The sequence below is a fragment of the Promicromonospora thailandica genome (genome assembly GCF_024171955.1).
Classification (GTDB): Bacteria; Actinomycetota; Actinomycetes; order Actinomycetales; family Cellulomonadaceae; genus Promicromonospora; species Promicromonospora thailandica.
Genome location: NZ_JAMTCS010000011.1, coordinates 209963 through 230471, shown reverse-complemented (window position 1 = coordinate 230471; position 20509 = coordinate 209963). Strand labels below are relative to the sequence as shown.

Genomic DNA, 20509 nt, shown 5'->3' with positions numbered 1-20509 from the left:
GGGCTCGGGAGGCGTGGTCACGGTCATCAAGTCTACGAACGTCGCGGGGTGCGGATCGCATCCCACCCCGCACGGCACGCTGAGTGCGGGATCTTCGCCCTTCTCCGGGTGCCGGAGGGGCGAAGATCCCGCACTCAGCGGGTGTCGGTCGGGTCAGCGGCGCGGGCGGTAGACCTGGACGACCGTCGGGCGGGGGCCGCGGAAGTCACCCGCCTCCGGGCGCACGCCGGGGGCGACGTAGTCCGGGAAGAACGAGTCCGGCGCGTCGTAGGTGCCGTCCTCGCCCGGGTGCTGCACGTTCACGTAGACCATGCCGTCGCGCGAGTCGACCAGCGGGCCGCAGGTCTCGGCACCGGCGGGCACCGAGAGGAACTGCTGCACGTGCCCGCGCTCCCGGCCCGCGACCGGCACCTTGAACAGGCCGTCGCAGCGGGCGATCGCGGACGAGCTCGGCGCCCCGTCGGTCGAGATCCAGAGGTTGCCCTCGGCGTCGAACGCCAGGTTGTCCGGGCACGAGATGGGCGAGACGCGGTCGCGCGGGTAGCCCGCGAAGTACGTGCCCTCGACGGTGGGGTCGCCCGCCACCAGCAGGAGGTTCCACGTGAACCGGGTGGAGGTCTGGTCGCCCACCGGGACGATCTCGACCACGTGGCCGTCCCGGTTGCCGTTGGTGGTCGCGCCGCCGACCACCTTGTGGGTGCGCGGGTTGGCCTCCGTGGCGCCCTCGGTCGCGTTGCCGGGGGTGCGGCCCGAGTTGTTGGTGCAGGCCACGTAGATGCGGCCCGTGACGGGGCTGATCTCGACGTCCTCCGGGCGGTCCATCTTGGTGGCGCCGACCTTGTCCGCGGCCAGGCGCGTCCAGACGAGCACCTCCTCGACCGACATGCCCGGCACCCGGCTGCGTCCGCCCTTGACCAGCGGGATCCACTCGCCGGTGCCGTCGAAGGCGCCGTCGGCCGGGAGCGCGCCCGACCCGTCGATCTGCGCGGCCGGCGAGTCGCCCGTGAACCGCGCGACGAACAGGTCGCCCTCGGACAGCAGCGTCTTGTTGTGGGCGCGTGCCCAGCGCGAGTCGCCCTTGGCCACGCGGTCCTTCGAGACGAACTTGTAGACGTAGTCGAACGCCTGGTCGTCGCCCATGTACGCGACGGCGTGGCCCGCGCGGGACAGCGTGACGTTGGCGCCCTCGTGCTTGAACCGGCCCATCGCCGTGTGCTTCACGGGGGTGGACTCCGGGTCGTACGGGTCCACCTCGACCACCCAGCCGAACCGGTGGGACTCGTTCTCGTACCCCTCCGACTGGGCGAAGCGCGGCTCGTCCTGCTCCCAGCCGTAGCTGGTCGAGGAGCCGAGGCCGTAGCGGGCGTCCGCCGTCGGGTTCGCGCCGGCGGCCACGAAGTAACCGTTGAAGTTCTCCTCGCCCGAGAGCACCGTGCCCCACGGCGTGGTGCCGCCCGCGCAGTTGTTCATGGTGCCCAGCACGCGCCGCCCGGTCGGGTCCGCGGCGGTCTTGAGCAGGTCGGAGCCGGCCGCGGGACCGTCGAGCACGAACTCCGTGCCCAGGTGGATCCGCCGGTTGTAGGGGCTGAGGCGCTGGTGGTCCCACGGCGTGCCCGCGGCCCGGCGCCGCACCTCGACCACGGCCATGCCGTGGGCGGCCCGCTCGATCGCGCGGGTGTAGGCGTTCTTCGTGCGGCTGCCGTCGGGCGCGATGTCCCAGTACTTCTCCGTGGGCGGGAACATGATCTCCGCGTTGGTGTACTCGAGGTTCGACACCAGCAGGCCGCGCGTGCCGCGGCTGGGCGCACCCGGCCGGATCGGGAGGATGTCGAGGTAGTCGCAGTTGTAGCCGAACTGCTTGGCCTGCTGCTCGGGCGACTGGTTGTCCGGGTCGAACGTACGGCCGCCCGGCAGGATCGGGTCGCCCCAGCGGATGATCGGGTCCCACGTGTACCCCTCGGGCACCACCAGCGCGTCGACGTCGACCGGCTGCGGGTCGATCGCGCCGAAGGCGAGGCCCTTGCCGTGCCCGTGCCCATGACCCGGGAACCGGCCCTCGGCCAGCGGCGCGGCGGCCGCCGACGGCGCCGTCGCACCCTGCGCACCGATCACCACGGCGCCCGCGGCCACGGCCAGCGTCCCGAGCATCGCCCGGCGGGACAGCACCGCGCCCACGACGTCCTTGAAGTACTCGTTGGCGCTCTCGTTGGGAGCGGGGTGGAGGCACGCGTCGTTGCACTTCAGACGACAGGTGACGGGGCTGCGCTTGCCGCGCGCGTGCGTGTGCACCGTGAGCAGCTGGCGGTGTTCGGGAGCGATCGTCATCGGAGGGTCTCCGGTCCGGCTGGGGGGCAGGTCGTCGTCAACCTAGGAGCGGGCGGTGTCCCCGCCGCGAAAGCCCCGGTACGCCCAGGTGAACGGGAGATGGCCGGCCGGGGCCTCAGCCCAGGATGGCGTGGCTGGTGACGTCGCGCCAGCCCTCCGCCCGCAGCAGCTGCTCGGCGCCCCGCGAGCGCAGCCCGCGCTCGCACACCACGAGCACCGGACCGTCGAGCGGGTGGTCCAGCAGCTCGTCCGGGAAGCTCCCGGCCGCCAGGTCCTCCAGCCGGGCGAACACCGCCCCCGGCACGGCGCCTGGCCGCAGCCCCACGTCGAGCAGCAGCACACCGGCGGTCGCCTCGACCGGCCCGGCCGACGACGGCGGTGGCGCGGCCGCGTCGTCCGCCACGGCGCTGCCCTGCGGCGCGCCGTCCTGCCCCGGGTCGCCGTCCACCCCCGGGGCCGGCGCCGCCAGCGGGACCGTGTCCCACGCCGAGGTGCGCGCGTCGTACGCGAGCAGCCGACCCAGCGCGGGATCCCCGGTGCCGGTCAGCACCTTGACCGCCTCGACCGCCATGGTCGAACCCACCACGCCGCACGCCGGGCTCAGCACGCCCACCGTCGCGCACGACTCGCCCTCGGGCGGCTGCGGCCCGAACACGTCCGGGTAGGTGATCGCCCGCCCGTCCGGCGCCGCCGACCAGAAGACACTCACCTGGCCGTCCCAGCCCAGCACCGAGCCCCACACCACGGGCAGACCCAGCCCGGCCGCGGCGTCGGACACCGCGTACCGCGTCTCGAACGTGTCCGACCCGTCGACCACCAGGTGGTAGCCGCCCAGGATCGAGGCGGCGTTCTCGCGGGTCAGGCGCTCGCGGTGCGCGATCACCTCGACGCCGGGGGCCAGGGCGCGCAGGGCGTCGGCGGCGGAGTCGGTCTTGCCGCGCCCGACGTCGGCCGCCGTGTGGAGCACCTGGCGCTGCAGGTTGGACAGCTCGACCGCGTCGTCGTCGATGACGCCCAGCGTGCCGACGCCCGCCGCGGCCAGGTACTGCAGCACCGGCGAGCCGAGGCCGCCCGCCCCGACCACGACGACCCGGGACGCGGCGAGCCGCTCCTGCGCGGACAGCCCGAACCCGTCGAGCAGCAGGTGCCGGGCAACCCGGCGCCGCTCGGTGGGCTCCAGCCCACCCTTCCCGGACACGAACGGCTCCATGCCACCCATTCCACCACGCGGCCGGGACCGGCCGGTCAGCCCTTGTGCTTGCGGATCTCCGCCGCAGCCTGCGGGAGCACGTCGGCGAGCTGCCCCACCACCGCGAAGTCGCAGATCTCGAAGATCGGCGCCTCGGGGTCGCTGTTCACCGCCACGATCACCTGGGACGCCTGCATGCCGCCCCGGTGGTGCGGTGCGCCCGAGATACCCGCGCCGATGTAGACGCGCGGCGCCACCGTGACGCCGGTCTGCCCCACGTAGGTGTCCCACCAGCCCTCGAAGGCGGCGTCGCGGGACGCGCCGACGGCGGCGCCCAGGGCGTCCGCGAGGTCCTCGACGGGGCCGAAGTCGCCGTCGGTGCCTCGCCCGCCGGCCACCACGATCGCAGCCTGGTCCAGCGGCGGCCGGCCGCTCGTGTCGGCCTTGACCTCGCGCGACACGAGCGTCACCGGCGACGCCGCCACCTCGACCGCGTAGCCCTCGGTGACCGGCTCCACGGCGACGTCGGCGGGCTGCGCCACCGCCGAGTTGGCGCGGACGGTCACGACGGCCACGTCGGTGGTCAGGGCGCACTCGGTGTCCCAGGCGCCGGCGAACACGCGCTTGCCCGCGACGACGCGGCCGTCCGCCTCGCGCACCGAGGCGGCGTCGATGACGAGGCCCGCCCCGAGCTCGCGGGCCGCGAGCGCCGCGGCCTCCTTCGCGGCGAACGAGGTGGGCAGCAGCACGACGTCGGCGTCGGTCAGGCGGACGGCGGCGGCCAGCGCGGCGCCGACGACGGCGGGCAGGTGCCGCTCGTCGCCGGTCACGCACGAGCCGTCGCGGGAGAGCTCGGCCTGGTGCACGGTCTCGACGCCGTAGGTGCCGAGCTGCGCGAGCACCTCGACGGTGGGCGCCTCGAGCGTGACGGCCTCGACCCGGCCGAGGCCGCGGGCGATGGTGAGCAGCTCGAGGGCGCTGTCGCGGACCTCGGTGGCCGGCTCGAGCAGGACCAGGACGGTGCGGTTGGTCATCGTGTGTCTCCTCGGGGTGCCCGGGCTCAGACCAGGTCGTTGCGGATCAGGAAGTCGGCCAGCGCGACGCCGCCCTCACCCTTGTCGGTGACGATCTCGGGTTCGGCACGCTCGGGGCGCGGGGCGGCGGTCAGCACCTCGGTGCGCGCCCCGGCGGACCCGGCGGTGGCGGGGTCCAGGCCGAGGTCGGCCGGGGTCCAGACCTCGATCTCCTTGGTGCGCGCGGCCATGATCAGCTTGAAGCCCGGAAAGCGCGGCTGGTTGGCGCCGTCCGTCACGGACAGGACGGCGGGCAGCGGCGCGGACAGCACCTCGGTGACGTCGTCCGCCTCACGGGTGATCGTCAGCACGCGGTCGGCCAGCTCGACCTTCTTCGCGAGGTTCAGGGTGGGCAGCCCGAGCTCCGCGCCGAGCAGGGTGGGCACCACCGAGCCGAGGCCGTCGAGCGCCGCCATGCCCGTGACCACGAGGTCCACCGGCGACTCCGCGCCGAGCCGGCGCACGGCGGCGGCGAGCACGGCGGCGGTGCCGAAGTAGTCGGACCCGGCCAGCTCGTCGCCGGACACCCGGATGCCGCGGTCGACGCCGAGCTGGAAGGCCTTGCGCAGCGCCACGTCGCCGTCCGGGCCCGCCATGGTGACCACGACGACCTCGCCCTCGTCGGGGCCGAGGGTGCCGGCCTCGCGCGCGGCCTCGACGAGCCGCAGGGCGGCCTCGATCGCGTTCTCGTCGAGCTCGTTGAGCGTGCCCTCGGCGGCGCTGCGTACGACCCGTCCGCCGGAGAAGCCTCGGTCGGTGTTGATGTCCGGGACGTACTTGGCGGTGACGACGATGCGCATGGGGTTACCGTACGACGCCGGGCGGTCCCGCAGGGACCGTGTCCACAGGTGCGTTTGCAACGATTGGTCACATGGTGCAGTCAGAACGAGCAGTACCGCAGCGGGCTCCGGGCGATCCGGCACCCCGCCCGGTCGTCCGCCCGCTGATCCGTCCGACGGCGCGGCGCAGCCACGTGCCGCCGCTGGGCGTGTACGTGACGCCCGACGGCGGGATCGACGCGGCGGTACTCGCGTCGCACGCGACCGCCGTGGACCTGTGCCTCATCGACGTCACCGACCCGGCGCTGGACGAGCACGACCCCCGGCGGTACACCGAGCGCCGCATCGAGATGGTGGGCCCGGTGTACGGGGTGTGGCACACGCACGTGCCCGACGTCGCGCCCGGGCAGCGCTACGGCTTCCGGGTGCACGGCCCGTGGGACCCTGCCGCGGGGATGCGCCACAACCCGGCCAAGCTGCTGATCGACCCGTACGCGCGCGGGTTCGCGGGCCGGCTGCGGTACGGGCCCGAGGTGATCGGCTCCGTCTCGGTACGGCAGGACGACCGGCCCGGGCCAGGGCTCTGGCTGGGCGACCGCCACGGTGCGGCGGACCCGGCGGACTCCCTGCCGTACGTGCCGCACTCCGTCGTCGTCGGCCCGCTGCCCCCGCCCCCGCCGCTGACGCGGCCCCGCGTGCCGTGGGCGGAGACCGTGATCTACGAGGCGCACGTGCGCGGCCTGACGATGCTCCGGGAGGACCTGCCCGAGGAGCTCCGGGGCACGTACGCGGGCCTGGCGCACCCGGCCGTCGTCGAGCACCTGCAGAGCCTGGGGGTGACGACGCTCGAGCTGCTGCCGATCCACAAGAGCGTGGCCGAGCCGCGGCTCGCGGCGAACGGGCTGACCAACTACTGGGGCTACAACACCCTGGGATTCTTTGCGCCCAACGCCGCCTACGCGACCCGGACGGCGCAGGAGCAGGGCGCGGAGGCGGTGCTCGACGAGGTGCGCGGGATGGTGCACCTGCTGCACGAGGCGGGCATCGAGGTGCTGCTCGACGTGGTCTACAACCACACGTGCGAGGGCGGCGACGACGGGCTGCACCTGGCCTGGCGCGGCCTGGACAACCCGGTCTACTACCTGCACGACGGCGCCTCCCCCGCGGCCCTGGCGGACGTCACCGGCACGGGCAACTCGCTCGACTTCCGGCGGCCGCGCGTCATCCAGATGGCCCTGGACTCGCTGCGCTACTGGGCCGAGACGGTGGGCGTGGACGGTTACCGGTTCGACCTCGCGGTGACGCTGGGCCGCGGCAACGTCGGCTTCGACCCGGACCACCCCTTCCTCGTGGCCCTCCAGACCGACCCGGTGCTGTCCGGCCTCAAGCTCGTGGCCGAACCCTGGGACGTGGGTCCGGGCGGCTGGCAGACGGGCTCGTTCCCGCCGCCCATGGCCGAGTGGAACGACCGGTTCCGCGACGCGGTGCGGGGCTTCTGGCTGGACGCGCCCAGGCAGGGCGCGCGCGGTCAGGAGATGCGCGGCCTGCGCGACCTGGCCACGCGCCTGGCCGGGAGCGCGGACCTGTTCGGACCGGGGGACCCGCCGCTGGTGCGCGGGCCGGTGGCATCCGTGAACTACGTGACGGCGCACGACGGCTTCACCCTCGCCGACCTCGTGGCCTACGACCACAAGCACAACGAGGCCAACGGCGAGGACAACCGCGACGGCACGGACAACAACCTCTCGTGGAACCACGGCATCGAGGGGCACACGTCCTCGGGCGACGACGCCACGACCGAGCCGTGGCAGGCGATCGTGCCGCCGCGGCGCAAGTCGCAGCGCAACCTGCTGGGCACGTTGCTGCTCGCGGCGGGTACGCCCATGCTCACCGCGGGCGACGAGCTGGGCCGCAGCCAGGGCGGCAACAACAACGCCTACGTGCAGGACAACGAGACGTCGTGGCTGCGCTGGGCCGTCGACGAGGCGGCGACCGACCTGCTGGAGACCACGCGGTACCTGCTGCGGCTGCGGCGCGAGCACCCGGCGCTGCGCGCCGACTCGTTCTTCCTGGGGTCCCCACGGCCCCACGAGTCCGACCCGGACCTGCTGTGGTTCGCCGGAGACGGCCGGCTCATGGAGCCCGCGACCTGGAACGATCCCGCCCTGCGCGTGCTGCAGATGCTGCGGCCGGGGCCGGGTTCGGGGGACGCGGACGTGCTGCTCGTGCTCAACGGCGGCTTCGGCGACGCCGAGGTGACGCTCCCGCCCCGGGTGGACGGCGACGCCCCGTGGGAGCTGGTCTGGGACTCCGGCTGGGACTTCCCGCACGTGCCCGAGGACGAGGCGGGCCCCCGCACCACCTCGGTGCTGGACGCCCTCAGCCTCCAGGTGCTGCTCTCCCCGGGCCGTACGTAGTTCACCCCAGACCTGTCCCGGCGACCGCACCGCGACGGCCGTCACGTGGCTACAGTGCGCACATGACTGACTCCGGCCCCAACAACGATGTCGCCGCCGACGTGATAGTCATCGGCGCGGGGCTGTCCGGCCTCGTGACGGCGACCGAGCTGACCGCCGCGGGCAAGCGCGTGCTCCTGCTCGACCAGGAGCCCGCGGCCTCGCTCGGCGGGCAGGCCTGGTGGTCGTTCGGCGGCCTGTTCCTGGTCGGTTCGCCCGAGCAGCGCCGGCTCAAGGTGCGCGACTCCGCCGAGCTCGCGTTCTCCGACTGGCTCGGGTCCGCGCAGTTCGACCCCGGGGCCGAGCGCGGCGAGGGCCCGGACCGCTTCGGCTACCGCTGGGCCGAGGGGTTCGTCGAGTTCGCCGCGGGCGGCATGCGGCCCTGGCTGCACGCGAAGGGCGTGCGCTGGTTCCCGCTCGTGCAGTGGGCGGAGCGCGGCGGCCACCCGGCCGACGGGCACGGCAACTCGGTGCCCCGCTTCCACGTCACGTGGGGCACGGGGCCCGCGATCGTCGAGCCGTTCGTGGTCGCGGCCCACGAGGCGAACCGGGCCGGCCTGCTCGACCTGCGCTTCCGGCACCGCGTCACCTCGCTCGTGGTCACCGACGGCCGCGTCACCGGCGTGCACGCGCAGGTCCTGGCGGACGACGACGCCGGCCGCGGCGAACCGTCCAGCCGCACCGTGACCGGCGAGGTGGAGCTGTCGGCCCAGGCCGTCGTGGTGGCGAGCGGCGGCATCGGGGCCAACCACGACCTCGCGCGGGCCCGCTGGTCCGCCGACGCCGGGCAGCTCCCCGCACGCATGCTCTCCGGGGTCCCCGACTCCACCGACGGCCTCATGCTCGGGGTCGCGGAGGCGTCGGGCGCCGCGCTGGTCCACGAGGACCGCATGTGGCACTATCCCGAGGGCATCGCGAACCACTCCCCGGTGTGGACCGACCACGGCATCCGCATCCTGCCCGGCCCGTCGTCGCTCTGGCTCGACGCGGACGGCAACCGCCTGCCCGGCCCGCTGTACCCCGGCTTCGACGCCCTGGGCGCGCTGCGGCACGTGACCACGCGCGGCGACGACCACTCCTGGTTCGTGCTGAACAAGACGATCATGGAGAAGGAGTTCGCCCTCTCCGGGTCCGAGCAGAACCCCGACCTGACCGGCAAGTCCGTGCCGCTGCTCCTGGAGCGCGTGCGCGGGCGGTCCGTTCCGGTGCGCACCTTCGCCGAGCAGTCGGAGGAGTTCCTCTGGGCCGACACCCCCGCCGAGCTCGCCGCGAGGATGAACGCCCTCACCGACGCGACGCCGGGGTCGCGGGGGCACGTCGACGGCGCCGCCCTGGCCGCGCTGATCACGGCCCGCGACGCGCAGGTGGCCTCCGGGCTGGGCAAGGACCCGCAGGTCGTGGCGACCGCGGCGGCCCGGCACTTCATCGTGGACAAGGCCATCCGGGTGGCACCGCCGCGGGCACTCACCGACCCCCAGGACGGGCCGCTGCTCGCCGTGCGGCTGTCGGTGCTGACCCGCAAGACCCTGGGCGGCCTCTGGTGCGACGAGACCGGCCGGGCGCTCACGCCGTCGGGCGAGGTGCTGGAGGGGCTGTGGGCCGTGGGCGAGGCCGCGGGCTTCGGCGGCGGCGGCGTGCACGGCCACCGCGCGCTGGAGGGCACGTTCCTGGGCGGCTGCCTCTTCACGGGCCGCACGACCGGGCGAGCGCTGGCGGCGTCCCTGTGACGGCGCGCTGAGCAGGCCCGCTCAGCGCAGGAGCACCGCTTCCCGCTCCACCGCGACCACCACCGCGCCCTGGGCGCAGCGCGTCACCAGGCCGGCGGGCCAGTCGCCCGTCAGGGGCACGGTCTCGACGTCGGGGCCGCCCTCGTCGCCGTCGCCGTCGCCCGGCCGCAGGCCCGTCACCCGGGGCGCCCCGGGCCGGATCAGCTCGCGGACCGGGTCCGGCCGGTCGAAGAACCAGTGCGTCGGCGCGTTGGAGTCGAGGTCGTCGGCGAGCCGCTCCAGGTCGCGGGCCGCGAGCCGCAGCACCGGGGCCACCCAGGCGCCGTTCTCGGTGACCATCGCCTCGGTGCGCCGCGGGTCGGTGAGGCCCACGCGGGTGCCGTCCCGGAACGAGCCCGCCGACAGGCCCAGCGCGAGGTCCCGCACCGGCGCCCCCGCCACGGCCCCGAGGAGCTGCGTGGCCAGCACGTGCGGCACGTGCGAGATCAGCGCGACCGCCTCGTCGTGCAGCTCGTCGGTCAGCACCGCCGCCGTCCCGCCGAGCGGCCCGGTGACCAGCGACAGCACCTGGCGGAGCCGTTCCCGACCGGTCTCGGGGGCCACCGTCACCGCCCAGGGCACGCCCTGCATGAGCTCCGCCGTCGACGCCGCGAAACCGCTCTGCTCGGTGCCCGACATCGGGTGCGCGCCCACGTAGCGCGCGCCCAGCCCGGCCTCGGTCACGGCCTCCCGCACCGGGCCCTTGACCGAGCCCACGTCGGTCACCGTCGGGTCCCAGCCCGGCCGGGCGGCGAGCGCGTCGGCCAGCTCGGCGGCCACGGACCGCATGGCGCGCAGGGGCGCGGCCAGCACCACGACGTCCGGCTGGTCGGCGGCCAGGTGCGCCACGTCGTCCGCCACCGCGAGGCCCGCGGCGCGCGCCTCGCCGCCGGAGACGGGGTCGGTCGCGACGACGGGCACCCCGGCGGCCTGCAGGGCGCGGGCGAGCGAGCCGCCGACGAGCCCCAGGCCGACGACGCCGACGCTCACCACAGCAGCCCCTGGTCCAGCACCGCGCCGGGGTCCGCCGCCGTGACCGAGCCGACCGGCACGTGGTCGGGGTCGAGGGCACCGTCCAGGTTCCGGAACCCGGCGCCGGCCGGGAAGAGGCCGAGCGTCTTGAGCGAGTCGCCGGCGGCGAGCAGGTCGCGCAGGAGCTCGCGGGCGCCCGCGCCCCAGGGCGCGTCGTCGAACGTCACGACGAACACGTACCGGCTCTCCTGGGCCTTGAGCGGCCGGGTGATGAGGCTGGACATGTTGACCTGGCGGTCGCCGAACGCCGCGGTGATGCGGGCGAGCACGCCCGGCCCGGTCACCGAGGGGGTGATGGCGAGCATCGTCTTCCAGTCGGTCTCGCCGGCGGCGCGCGACCGCTCCAGGTAGCGGGCGGCGGAACCGCGCGGGGTGAGCGCGAGGAACCGGGTGCGTCCGCCGCGGAAGTCCTCGACGGCCTTGGCGTACGTGTCCAGGCCGTAGAGCTCGCCGCAGATGGTGGGGCCCAGGGCGATGGTGCCGGGTCCGGCGTCGCGGCACGCGGCCGCGTTGGACGACGCCGGGACGCTCGCCAGGCCGGTGCCCGTCACGAACCCGGCGCACTGCGCGAGGCCGTGCGGGTGCGCGGACACCTCGGTGAGCTCGCCGTGGTCGGGCCGCACGAAGGCGTCGAACGAGACGTCGATGGCCACCTCGTCGACAGCCACGACGTCGGCGCTGGACAGCAGGGCGTCCAAGGTCGGCACCACGTAGCCCTCCACGGAGGACTCGACGGCGACGACGCCGACGTCGGCTGCCCCGGAGGCCACCGCGTCGTGCACGGCCCTGACGGTGCCGAGCGGCTCTGCGGTCACGGGGCCGCCGGCCCGGCGGGCCCACTCCAGGGCGGCCTGGTGCGTGAACGTGCCCTCCGGGCCCAGGTACGCGACGCGGGCGCCGGCGGGCGGCGGCGTCATGCCCACCGCGGGGTGAGGGTGTCGGGACCGGGCACGAACGAGTCGCCGGGCAGCACCGCGAGGGTGCGGTGCGCGACGCCCCGCTCGGTGAGCGCGGCGACGAGGTCGTTCAGCACGTCCGACGTGGGGCAGGAGAACGACGCGAAGAACGCGTGCGGACCGCTCGAGGAGGGCTGGCTGCGCAGGTGGACGAGGTCGAGCCCGGCCTCGGCCACGACCGCCAGGGTAGGCTGCAACGAGCCCAGGTGGTCGTCCGCCGGGCCGAACGCGAACCACACCTGTGCCGGCTCGGTGAACGGCGGCCAGTCGTCCCGGGACTCCAGGAGCCCGTACCAGACCGGTCCGCCGTCGGCGAGGGCCGCACTGTCGGGCAGCTCGGCGAAGCCCGCCGGCACGCGCGACCGCTCGATCACGAGCGACCCGCTCTCGCCGGCGAGCGCGATGCGCTCCTCGACCGTGGTGCGCGTGGGCACCAGCCGGAGGCTGGCGCCGAGGCCGCGCAGCACCGGCGCGCAGTCCCGCACCCCCGCCTCGTCGATCACCACCTGGCCGCCCGTGGCGCCGGCGCCCACCCAGACCCACTGGCCGGGCACGGCGACGGCCGCCGTCAGGATGAGCGACGAGTCCCCCTCCAGGAGGGCGCGCTCGAGACCCGGCGCCGGGTGCTCCGGGTGTCCCAGGTGCACCACGGCGGCCAGGGCCTCGATGCTCGCCACGGTCGCCAGCGTGTCCGCCGTCGTGCCGAGGTCGAGCAGCTCCACCGGGTCGGTCCAGCCCGCCATCCGCGCGGCCAGCACCGCGTGCGCGGGGGACTCCCGCTCGCTACGTCCAAGCATGTGCGCAACCTACCGCCGGTCAGCCGTCCGAGCCCTTGGACCCGTCGCAGACCACCGGGTTGTCCGGGTTGTACGAGTGGTTGAAGGAGTTCTCCTTCACCACCTTGCCGTCGTGCAGCACCTTCCGGGAGATCGTGACCGAGAAGCCGTCCTCACCGCCGGGATACGGCTGGCAGCCCGCCGACGAGTCGTGGATGGTCGTCTTCGGCACGATGTTCCGCTTCGGGCTCGTGCTCTCCTGCACCGTGTAGTGCTTGGTGCTCCAGATGCGGACCGTGAGCTGACCGTTCGACACGAACGCCTGCATGACCGCCCCGTACGGGGTGTCGTTGCGGAACTTCATGTCCTTGGCGCCCACGTAGATCGTGGCCTCGCGGCCCGCGGGGTAGCGCGGGAACCAGAACGAGTGCGCGTGGTGCTCGATGTCGTCGAACCCGGCGAAGAAGCCCGCGTTGAACGACGTCGTGGCCATCTGCGACAGACCACCGCCCACCGCCTCGACGTGCTTGCCGTCCTCCACGACGCCCGCGTCGAAGTACCCGTTCTCGAGCGTGATGGGCGCGAGAGCCTCCAGCAGGGAGAAGGTCTCGCCCGGCTTGATGAGGTTGCCGGTGACCATCTGCGCCCCGCGCACCAGGTTCTGGGTCCGGACCGGCTCGTTGGTCAGCGGCGTGCTGAACTCGGAGACGACCTCCTTGACGCCCAGCGCCTGCAGCGACTCGACGGTCTCCTCCGGGCTCTGCTCGACCAGCTCGACCGACGTCTCGCGGTCGTCGCTCGTCGCGGCGATCCGCACGGCCTTGCCCGTCTCCGCGGGGTCCAGCGTGGTACCGGTCTTGCCCTCGACGACCGTCGGCTTGCCGCCCACGAACTCGAAGTGCGCGTCGTCCGGCACCTCCAGCAGGTTGGTGGTGCCGTCCACGATCGCCGCCACGGCCGCCTTGCGGTCCACGATCGTGACCAGCGCGCCCTCCCGCTGCTCGAACCGGACCAGGCCGGCCAGCACGTCGGGCGTGAGCACCGGGTTCTGGCCGCCCACCGCCACGGTGACCGGGCCCGAGACCACCTTCTGCGCCACGGCGAAGCTCTCGTCCGTCTCCTGCTGCGTGACCGCCGGCTCGACGGTCTCGACCGGCAGGTCGAACGGGCCCTCGGAGCGCAGCCAGCGCTCCGTGATGATGCGCGACGTCTCGCTCGCGACGATCCGCGACCCGTCCTTGGCGTCCGTCTTGGCCGGCTGACCGTCGACGAACGAGACGGTCCCGTCCACCGGCTCGACGGCCAGCGACTCCTCGAGGCCCGCCACCGCGGCGTCGAACTTCTCGGTGTCGATGTCCAGCAGCAGCTCCTCGTCGGAACCGCCGAACATGTGCGCCCACATCCGCACCGGGCTCAGCGAGAACCCGGTGAGCTCGGCGGCCGTGCCTTCGGCGTCGACCGCGAGACCGCTCGGCTCCGGGGAGAGCTGTGCCTTGCCCTCGCCCGCGGTGAGCGCGATCGGCTCCGTGACGCGCGGACCGAGCTGCTCCGTCAGGGCGGAGGCCGCCTCGGCCCGGCTCATGCCGCCGACGTCGACGCCCGCCACCGTGGTCTCGCGCGGCACCCGGTCGCTCAGGCCCCACGCCGTCAGCGCGTAGGCGCCGAACAGCACGACGACGGCCAGCACGGCGAACAGCGCGATCTTGGGACCGCGGCTCGGCGCGCCGTCACCGGCGAGGCCGTAGAAACCGGCGTCCGGCGCACCGGGACCGTCCGGACCACCCGCGGGGCCACCGGGACCGGCGGGTCCCTGCGCCGACGCCGCCGGAGCGGCGCCCGGGTTCACCGGCGCCCAGCGCGAGACGCGCTGGATCGCGCCGGTCAGCGGCTTCAGGAACGAGCTGCCGCCCGCCTCGGCCGGGGCGTCCGGGCCGGACGGCGGGACGGCGCCCGGGGCCGTCGGCGGGATGAGCGACCGCGGCGGGACCGACGGCGGAGCCTGCCCGGCCGGGGTCGGTGGAACCTGTCCGGTGGGAGCCTGCGGTGCGGTCGGCGTCCGCCCCGCGACGGGCTCGGGCGGGGTCGGCCCGGCGGCAGGGTTCCCCGGCCCGGGCGGGGTCGAACCGGCGGCAGGGTTCCGCGGCCCGGGCGGGGTCGAACCCGCGGGCTGGGTCGCGGCACCCGGCGCGGGGGCGGACGGGGACGCAGCCGACGCGGCGGCGATACCCGCCGCGGCCGCACCGGCGGCCGACGCCGGCTGCTTCACGGGAGAGGGCGCGTCGGCGGGAGCATCACCGGCCGGCTCGGCGCCCGACGCCGGGGCGGCGCCCTTCTGCGCGGACTGCTGGTCGGCCGGCACCGCGGCAGCGGACGTCGACGCGCTCGCCGGCGCAGCGGGCTTCCGGTCGGCGGGAGCCGGTGCGGCGGGGGTCTGCGCAGCGGGAGCCTGCTCGGCGGGGGGCCGAGCGGCGGGGTTCTGGGCAGCAGGGGGCTGGGCAGCAGGGTTCTGGCCGGGCAGGTTCGCGGCCGGGTTTCCCGCGCCCGTGTTCTCGCCGCCGGTGTTCTCGGCAGTGGTCGACTCGGCGCCGACCTTCTCGGCATCCGTGCTCCCGGCGCCGGCCTTCTCGGCGGCCGGGCTCACGGGGGCGGGTGCCGCGGCAGCCGGCTTCTCCGCAGCCAAATCCTGGGCAGCCGGACTCTGGGCAGCCGGGCCCTGGGCAGCCGGCGTTCCGGCGGCCGGGCTCGGGGCGTTCGGCGTGGCCGAGGACGCGGCGGCGCCCGCCACGGCGGCACCGGCGGCGGCAGCACTCGCGCCCGCACCAGCGGACGCGGCGCCCTTCTCACCGGACGCCGCACCACCGGACACACCAGCGCCGGACGCACCGGCACCCGGCGCACCGGCACCGGTCGCGCCGGACCCAGGCCCACCCGACTCAGCAGCACCCGGCGTTCCGCCGTCCGCCATCTTGGGCGGGCGCTCGAACGCGAAGACGCGCGGCGTGTAGCCGTTCTTCGGCGGCGCGGCCTTCGCCGCGGGCGTCGCGAGCTCGTTCACCACGGTCTGCAGCACGGCCACCGGGTCGGGACCGGTCTGGCTCGGCGTGCTCGGCGGCTCGTCCGCGGACGCCGCCGACGCGGCGGACCGGCCGGGGACCGCCGTCGGCGCATCCCCACCGGGCCGCTTCGAGGCGACAGCGGGCCGTACGGGGGCGGCCGGCGTCGTCGGGGTCGCGGCGGGCTCGTTCGGCGAGGCGGCGGGCGAGGCGCCGTCCGGCCGCTCGGCCTGGGCGCGCGCGGGCTTGGCCGGCCGGATCGACGGCGGGGCGGGCTGGTGCGGGGCCCTCGGGGCCCCGGACTGCTCCGGAGGTGTCACGGGCTGAGCCTTCTCTGGGGGTCGGGAAGCCTGCTGAGCGTTCGGACGACCGGCCTGAGCTGCGGACTGCGCCGCATCCGGGCCGGCAGGACGTGCTGGGGGACGGACCACCTGCGGCGGCACGCCGCTGGGACGCGTCCGGGAGAGGCGGGGAGGGGTCGTCGGGGCGGGTCTCGTCCCGGCGTTCTCGTCTGACGTCGGCTCGAGCGGTTCGTCACGCTCGGTCGGCTCACCCATCGGCACGCTCCGTGCAACTACCCGAGACGCGGGCTCTCCGCGCCCCCACAGGGCGCACCGGACCTGCGGCGGAATCCGCTGGACGGGGCCGCCCTGCCGGGCATCTTATCGAGTGAGAATCCGTCTCAAGGTCGCGTACCGGACGTCCCGAGGTGGAGGTTGTGTATCAATCCTGGCCGGTGCGCCGCCTACCGTCCCGGACCAGGTCGGGCATACCCGCCGAGGTCAGGCGGCGGGCCGCTTCCGACGGGCCGGGACGTCGGCGAACCACCCCGCCGGGAGGAACGCGACGACGGCCAGCAGAGCCACCCCGGCGTACGACCAGACCATGCCCAGCACGCCCGCCGGCACCACGACGTCGCCCCCCGAGCCCGGCAGCGACAACGCCTGCACGATGCCGACCCAGCCGACACCGAAGCCCAGCAGGGTGCCGTACCCGGCCCAGGCACGTGCGAGCACGCCGGCGGCGACGGTCAGGGCCAGCGCCAGCACGAGGCCGGGGTACCAGGGGTCGCCGCCGTACCGGTGCACCACCGTGCCCAGAGCGCCCAGCACGACCCCGAGCAGGACGGCCAGCAGGGTGCGCAGGATCGTTCGTCCCAGGTGACGTCCGGATGAGTTCACCCGAGCATTCTCCCGCATCCCTCTGGGAGGTCGCTGCGCGTGTGGAACACTCCCGCGGGTGAACACCCTCCAGGCACAGACCCGCCTCATCGTCCGCCAGCGCGTCCGCATGCTCGTCAACCAGTACGAGGTGCACGGCGCCCGTCCGGACGGCTCCGAGGGCGACCTCTACGCGTTCGCGCAGCAGAAGCGCATGGCCTTCCGCGAGCAGGTCACGCTCTACACCGACGACAGCAGGACCGAGCCGGTGCTCGGTTTCAAGGCGCGCCAGGTGATCGACCTCGGCGCCACCTACGACATCGTCGACGCGGGCGGCAGCCCCATCGGCTCGTTCCGGAAGGACTTCGCCCGCTCGCTGCTGCGCAGCACCTGGCACCTGGAGCAGCCCGGGTACGCCACGCTGACCGGCGCCGAGCGCAGCACCGCCGTCGCCCTGATCCGCCGGTTCACCGAGATCGACTGGCTCCCGTACCACTTCGACTTCCTGCTCGACGGCCGCCCGGCGTTCTCCGTCGAGAAGAAGTGGGGCCTGCGCGACCGCTACGTCGTCGACATCCACGACCCGCAGCTCGACCGCCGGCTCGTGACGGCGATGGCGATCGCGCTGGACGCGCTGCAGGAGCGCTGACCCGCTCGGGCGCAGGTCGGGGCGCCGGGCCCGCTCCGTCAGCGGGCGCGGCGGCCGACCAGGTACGTCTCCGCGGCCAGGAGCGGGGCCAGCACGTCGTTCGACAGGGCGTACCAGCCCACGACCGGGCCCGCGGCACGCGCAGCCGTCGTCGCGTGCTGCACCTGCGTCGCGTGCGCCCGCAGCGCGGCGACCACGCGGTCCAGCACCGGCCGGACATCCACCCGGACTCCGCCCGCGACGGGCGTCAGCACCTCGCCGTCGGGCGGGCTCGCGTCCAGACCGTGCCGGGCGAGCGGCGGCATCGCCTCGTCCGGGTCCGGGAAGGTGAGGCCCTCGGCGGCGGCGAGGGCACGCGCCGCCGGCAGGGCGGCGAGCTCGGCACGCGCCGCACGTACCTCACCCTCGGGAGCCACGGCCTGCCACAGCTCGGCCCCCGCCCACGGCAGGTCCGGCTGCCCGACGACGGCCGGCTCGCCCCGGTGCACCGCCGCACCGGGGGTCGCGTGAGGCGGGTACCAGCGCGGGTCGGCCGCGAGCTCCAGTGCGCGCACCGTGACCTCGTGGGTGCGCACGTGGTCGGGGTGCCCGTAGCCGCCGCCCGGCTCGTACGTGGCGACGACGGCGGGCCGCCGCGCCCTGATCAGCGCCGCGAGCCGCCCGGCGGGTTCGTCGAGCGGCACGCGGGCGAACGCCGTCGGCGGGGAGTCGGGGGCGGGACCGGCCACGCCCGGCGACACCCACGCCATGCCGGAGTCCTCGTACCGCAGGGTGTCGTCGTCCTGCACGGTGTCGTCGTCCTGCACGGTGCCCGCCCCGTCCGCGGGGGTTCCGGCGGGCGGCAGCCGGTCGAGGAAGGCGTGCTCGATCGCGCCCGCGCCGTCCGGCCCGCCTGCCAGGGCGGCGAGCGCGGCGGCCAGCTCGGTCTCGCGGTAGGCGCCCAGCGCGGGGCCGTCGCCCTCCAGCCCGGCGCGATCCTCCGACGTCGTCCCGGGCAGTGCGAGCACCTCCCCGCGCTCCCCGCGTGTGCAGGTGACCACGCAGGTGGGCAGGCCGGCGGCGGCGAACGTGGCGATCAGGCCGCCGGTCGACAGGGTCTCGTCGTCGGGGTGCGCGTGCACGGCGACCACCCCACCCGACAACGCACTGAGTGCTGGACGTCCGCCCTCGGAACGGCCGTTCATGGGCGGATGTCCAGCACTCAGCGGGGAGCGGTCAGGCGCGCTTGGCGCGGGCCGTGGCCCGGGCGCGGTCCGTCGCGTTCAGGACGACCTTGCGGATGCGCACGACCTCGGGCGTCACCTCGACGCACTCGTCCTCCTGCGCGAACTCGAGCGACTCCTCGAGCGTGAGCTTGCGCGGCGGGATGAGGTTCTCGAAGTTGTCGGCCGTCGAGGACCGCATGTTCGTCAGCTTCTTCTCCTTGGTGATGTTGACGTCCATGTCCTCGTTGCGCGAGTTCTCGCCCACGATCATGCCCTCGTACACCTCCTGCGTGGGGTCCACGAAGAAGGAGCCGCGCTCCTGCAGGTTGATCATGGCGAACGGCGTCACCTTGCCCGCGCGGTCGGCGACCAGCGACCCGGTCATGCGCGACTCGATGGGGCCGTGCCACGGCTCGTAGCCCTCGGAGATCGAGGCCGCGATGCCGGTGCCACGCGTGTCGGTGAGGAACTGCGTGCGGAAGCCGATCAGGCCGCGCGCCGGGACCATGAACTCCATGCGGACCCAGCCGGTGCCGTGGTTGGTCATCGTCTCCATGCGGCCCTTGCGCTGCGCCAGGAGCTGCGTGACCGAGCCGAGGTACTCCTCGGGCACGTCGATCGTCATGCGCTCCATGGGCTCGTGCCGCTTGCCGTCGATCTCCTTGGTGACCACCTGCGGCTTGCCGACGGTGAGCTCGAAGCCCTCGCGGCGCATCTGCTCCACCAGGATGGCCAGGGCCAGCTCGCCTCGGCCCTGCACCTCCCAGGCGTCGGGACGCTCGGTCGGGAGCACCTTGAGCGAGACGTTGCCGATCAGCTCGGAGTCGAGGCGGTCCTTCACCTGGCGTGCCGTGACCTTGTGGCCCTTGCCGCCCTTGCCGGCCAGCGGCGAGGTGTTGATGCCGATGGTCATCGAGATCGCCGGGTCGTCCACCGTGATGAGCGGCAGGGGGCGCGGGTCGTCGAGGTCCGTGAGGGTCTCGCCGATCATGATGTCGGAGATGCCCGCGACGGCGACGATCTCGCCCGGGCCGGCCTGGTCGGTCGGCACGCGGTCGAGCGCCTTGGTCTCGAGCAGCTCGGTGATCTTCACGCTCTGCAGGCTGCCGTCGTGGCGCGCCCACGCGACGTTCTGGCCCTTGCGCAGGGTGCCGTTGTGGATGCGCAGCAGCGCGAGGCGGCCGAGGAACGGCGACGCGTCGAGGTTGGTGACGTGCGCCTGCAGCGGCACGCCCTCCTCGTACGTGGGGGCCGGGATCTTCTCGAGGATCGTGGCGAACAGCGGCTCGAGGTCCTCGTTGTCCGGCAGGCCGCCGTCGGCGGGCTGCTCCGTGGAGGCGCGGCCGGCCTTGGCCGACGCGTAGACCACGGGAACGTCCAGGATCGCGTCCAGGTCGAGGTCCTCGACCTCGTCCGAGAGGTCGCCGGCCAGGCCGAGCAGCAGGTCGGTGGTCTCGGCGACGACCTCGCTGATGCGCGCGTCGGGCCGGTCCACCTTGTTGACAACGACGATGACCGGCAGCTTCGCGGCCAGGGCCTTGCGCAGCACGAACCGCGTCTGGGGCAGCGGGCCCTCGGACGCGTCGACCAGCAGCACGACGCCGTCGACCATCGACAGGCCGCGCTCGACCTCGCCGCCGAAGTCGGCGTGGCCCGGGGTGTCGATCACGTTGATCGTGATGCCGCCCGGCTCGCCGCCGGCGGCGGCCGCGGGGCCGGCGTAGCGGATCGCGGTGTTCTTGGCGAGGATCGTGATGCCCTTCTCACGCTCCAGGTCGCCCGAGTCCATCACGCGGTCGTCCACGTGCTGGTGGGCCGAGAACGCGCCCGCCTGCTTGAGCATGGCGTCCACGAGCGTGGTCTTGCCGTGGTCGACGTGAGCCACGATCGCGACGTTGCGCAGGTCGGATCGGGTCGCGCGGGCCGAGGTCGGCGCGGTTGCAGGCACGGTCACGGAAGCACTCATTTCCAGAAGGGAGGTCAGGGGCGCGGACTCTGGCCCGAAGGGACCGGTCTCGCAGCACCTCCCATCCTACCCGCGAATCGAAATCCCCAGGTGTCGACCGTGTCACTGTCCGGTGAACACCCCC

Annotated in this window: 14 protein-coding genes; 3 read left to right on the top strand and 11 right to left on the bottom strand. The window is 74.5% G+C overall.

Annotated features, from left to right (window positions below; genetic code table 11):
- Positions 1–153 precede the first annotated feature (153 nt).
- The 4 genes from APR03_RS18250 to APR03_RS18235 form a co-directional block, all read right to left on the bottom strand.
- The gene (locus tag APR03_RS18250; RefSeq protein ID WP_253837863.1) at positions 154–2325 is read right to left on the bottom strand and encodes a PhoX family protein; all 2172 of its coding nucleotides are present in this window, start codon (positions 2323–2325) and stop codon (positions 154–156) included.
- Positions 2326–2440: 115 nt separating this feature from the next.
- Positions 2441–3535 carry a HesA/MoeB/ThiF family protein gene (locus tag APR03_RS18245; protein WP_253837862.1) on the bottom strand — a complete coding sequence of 365 codons (1095 nt, stop codon included), beginning with the start codon at positions 3533–3535 and terminating at the stop codon, positions 2441–2443.
- Positions 3536–3570: 35 nt separating this feature from the next.
- Positions 3571–4548 (bottom strand): electron transfer flavoprotein subunit alpha/FixB family protein, encoded by a 978-nt coding sequence (locus APR03_RS18240; RefSeq protein WP_253837861.1) that lies wholly within the window; start codon positions 4546–4548, stop codon positions 3571–3573.
- A 26-nt stretch (positions 4549–4574) separates the two neighbouring features.
- Positions 4575–5387 (bottom strand): electron transfer flavoprotein subunit beta/FixA family protein, encoded by an 813-nt coding sequence (locus tag APR03_RS18235; RefSeq protein WP_253837860.1) that lies wholly within the window; start codon positions 5385–5387, stop codon positions 4575–4577.
- Positions 5388–5458: 71 nt separating this feature from the next.
- Between APR03_RS18235 and glgX the strand changes: the two genes are divergently transcribed.
- Complete coding sequence (glgX, locus tag APR03_RS18230; RefSeq protein ID WP_253837859.1) at positions 5459–7783, top strand: glycogen debranching protein GlgX; 2325 nt, start codon at positions 5459–5461, stop codon at positions 7781–7783.
- Positions 7784–7845: 62 nt separating this feature from the next.
- Positions 7846–9549: an FAD-binding dehydrogenase gene (locus tag APR03_RS18225; RefSeq protein ID WP_253837858.1), complete on the top strand. Its 1704-nt coding sequence runs from the start codon at positions 7846–7848 to the stop codon at positions 9547–9549.
- Between the two features lie 21 nt (positions 9550–9570).
- Here APR03_RS18225 and APR03_RS18220 read toward each other — a convergent pair whose 3' ends face one another.
- From APR03_RS18220 to APR03_RS18200, 5 genes are all read right to left on the bottom strand, one after another.
- Positions 9571–10578: a prephenate dehydrogenase gene (locus tag APR03_RS18220; RefSeq protein ID WP_253837856.1), complete on the bottom strand. Its 1008-nt coding sequence runs from the start codon at positions 10576–10578 to the stop codon at positions 9571–9573.
- A complete protein-coding gene (locus APR03_RS18215) occupies positions 10575–11537 on the bottom strand; it encodes a prephenate dehydratase (RefSeq protein WP_253837854.1) in 963 nt (320 codons plus the stop codon). Before APR03_RS18215 ends, APR03_RS18220 begins: the two co-directional genes overlap by 4 nt.
- The gene (locus APR03_RS18210; RefSeq protein ID WP_253837852.1) at positions 11534–12373 is read right to left on the bottom strand and encodes a hypothetical protein; all 840 of its coding nucleotides are present in this window, start codon (positions 12371–12373) and stop codon (positions 11534–11536) included. Before APR03_RS18210 ends, APR03_RS18215 begins: the two co-directional genes overlap by 4 nt.
- A 19-nt stretch (positions 12374–12392) precedes the next feature.
- Positions 12393–15725: a VanW family protein gene (locus tag APR03_RS25325; RefSeq protein ID WP_253837850.1), complete on the bottom strand. Its 3333-nt coding sequence runs from the start codon at positions 15723–15725 to the stop codon at positions 12393–12395.
- Positions 15726–16187: 462 nt separating this feature from the next.
- A complete protein-coding gene (locus APR03_RS18200) occupies positions 16188–16586 on the bottom strand; it encodes a hypothetical protein (protein ID WP_253837848.1) in 399 nt (132 codons plus the stop codon).
- Between the two features lie 58 nt (positions 16587–16644).
- Here APR03_RS18200 and APR03_RS18195 point away from each other — a divergent pair, with 58 nt between their 5' ends.
- Positions 16645–17214: an LURP-one-related family protein gene (locus tag APR03_RS18195; RefSeq protein ID WP_253837847.1), complete on the top strand. Its 570-nt coding sequence runs from the start codon at positions 16645–16647 to the stop codon at positions 17212–17214.
- A gap of 38 nt (positions 17215–17252) precedes the next feature.
- On the opposite strand, the gene APR03_RS18190 is transcribed toward APR03_RS18195, so the two are convergent.
- Both APR03_RS18190 and typA read right to left on the bottom strand, forming a co-directional pair.
- Complete coding sequence (locus APR03_RS18190) at positions 17253–18335, bottom strand: PIG-L family deacetylase (RefSeq protein WP_253837845.1); 1083 nt, start codon at positions 18333–18335, stop codon at positions 17253–17255.
- A 94-nt stretch (positions 18336–18429) separates the two neighbouring features.
- Positions 18430–20385 carry a translational GTPase TypA gene (gene typA, locus APR03_RS18185; protein ID WP_253837843.1) on the bottom strand — a complete coding sequence of 652 codons (1956 nt, stop codon included), beginning with the start codon at positions 20383–20385 and terminating at the stop codon, positions 18430–18432.
- Positions 20386–20509: the final 124 nt, after the last annotated feature.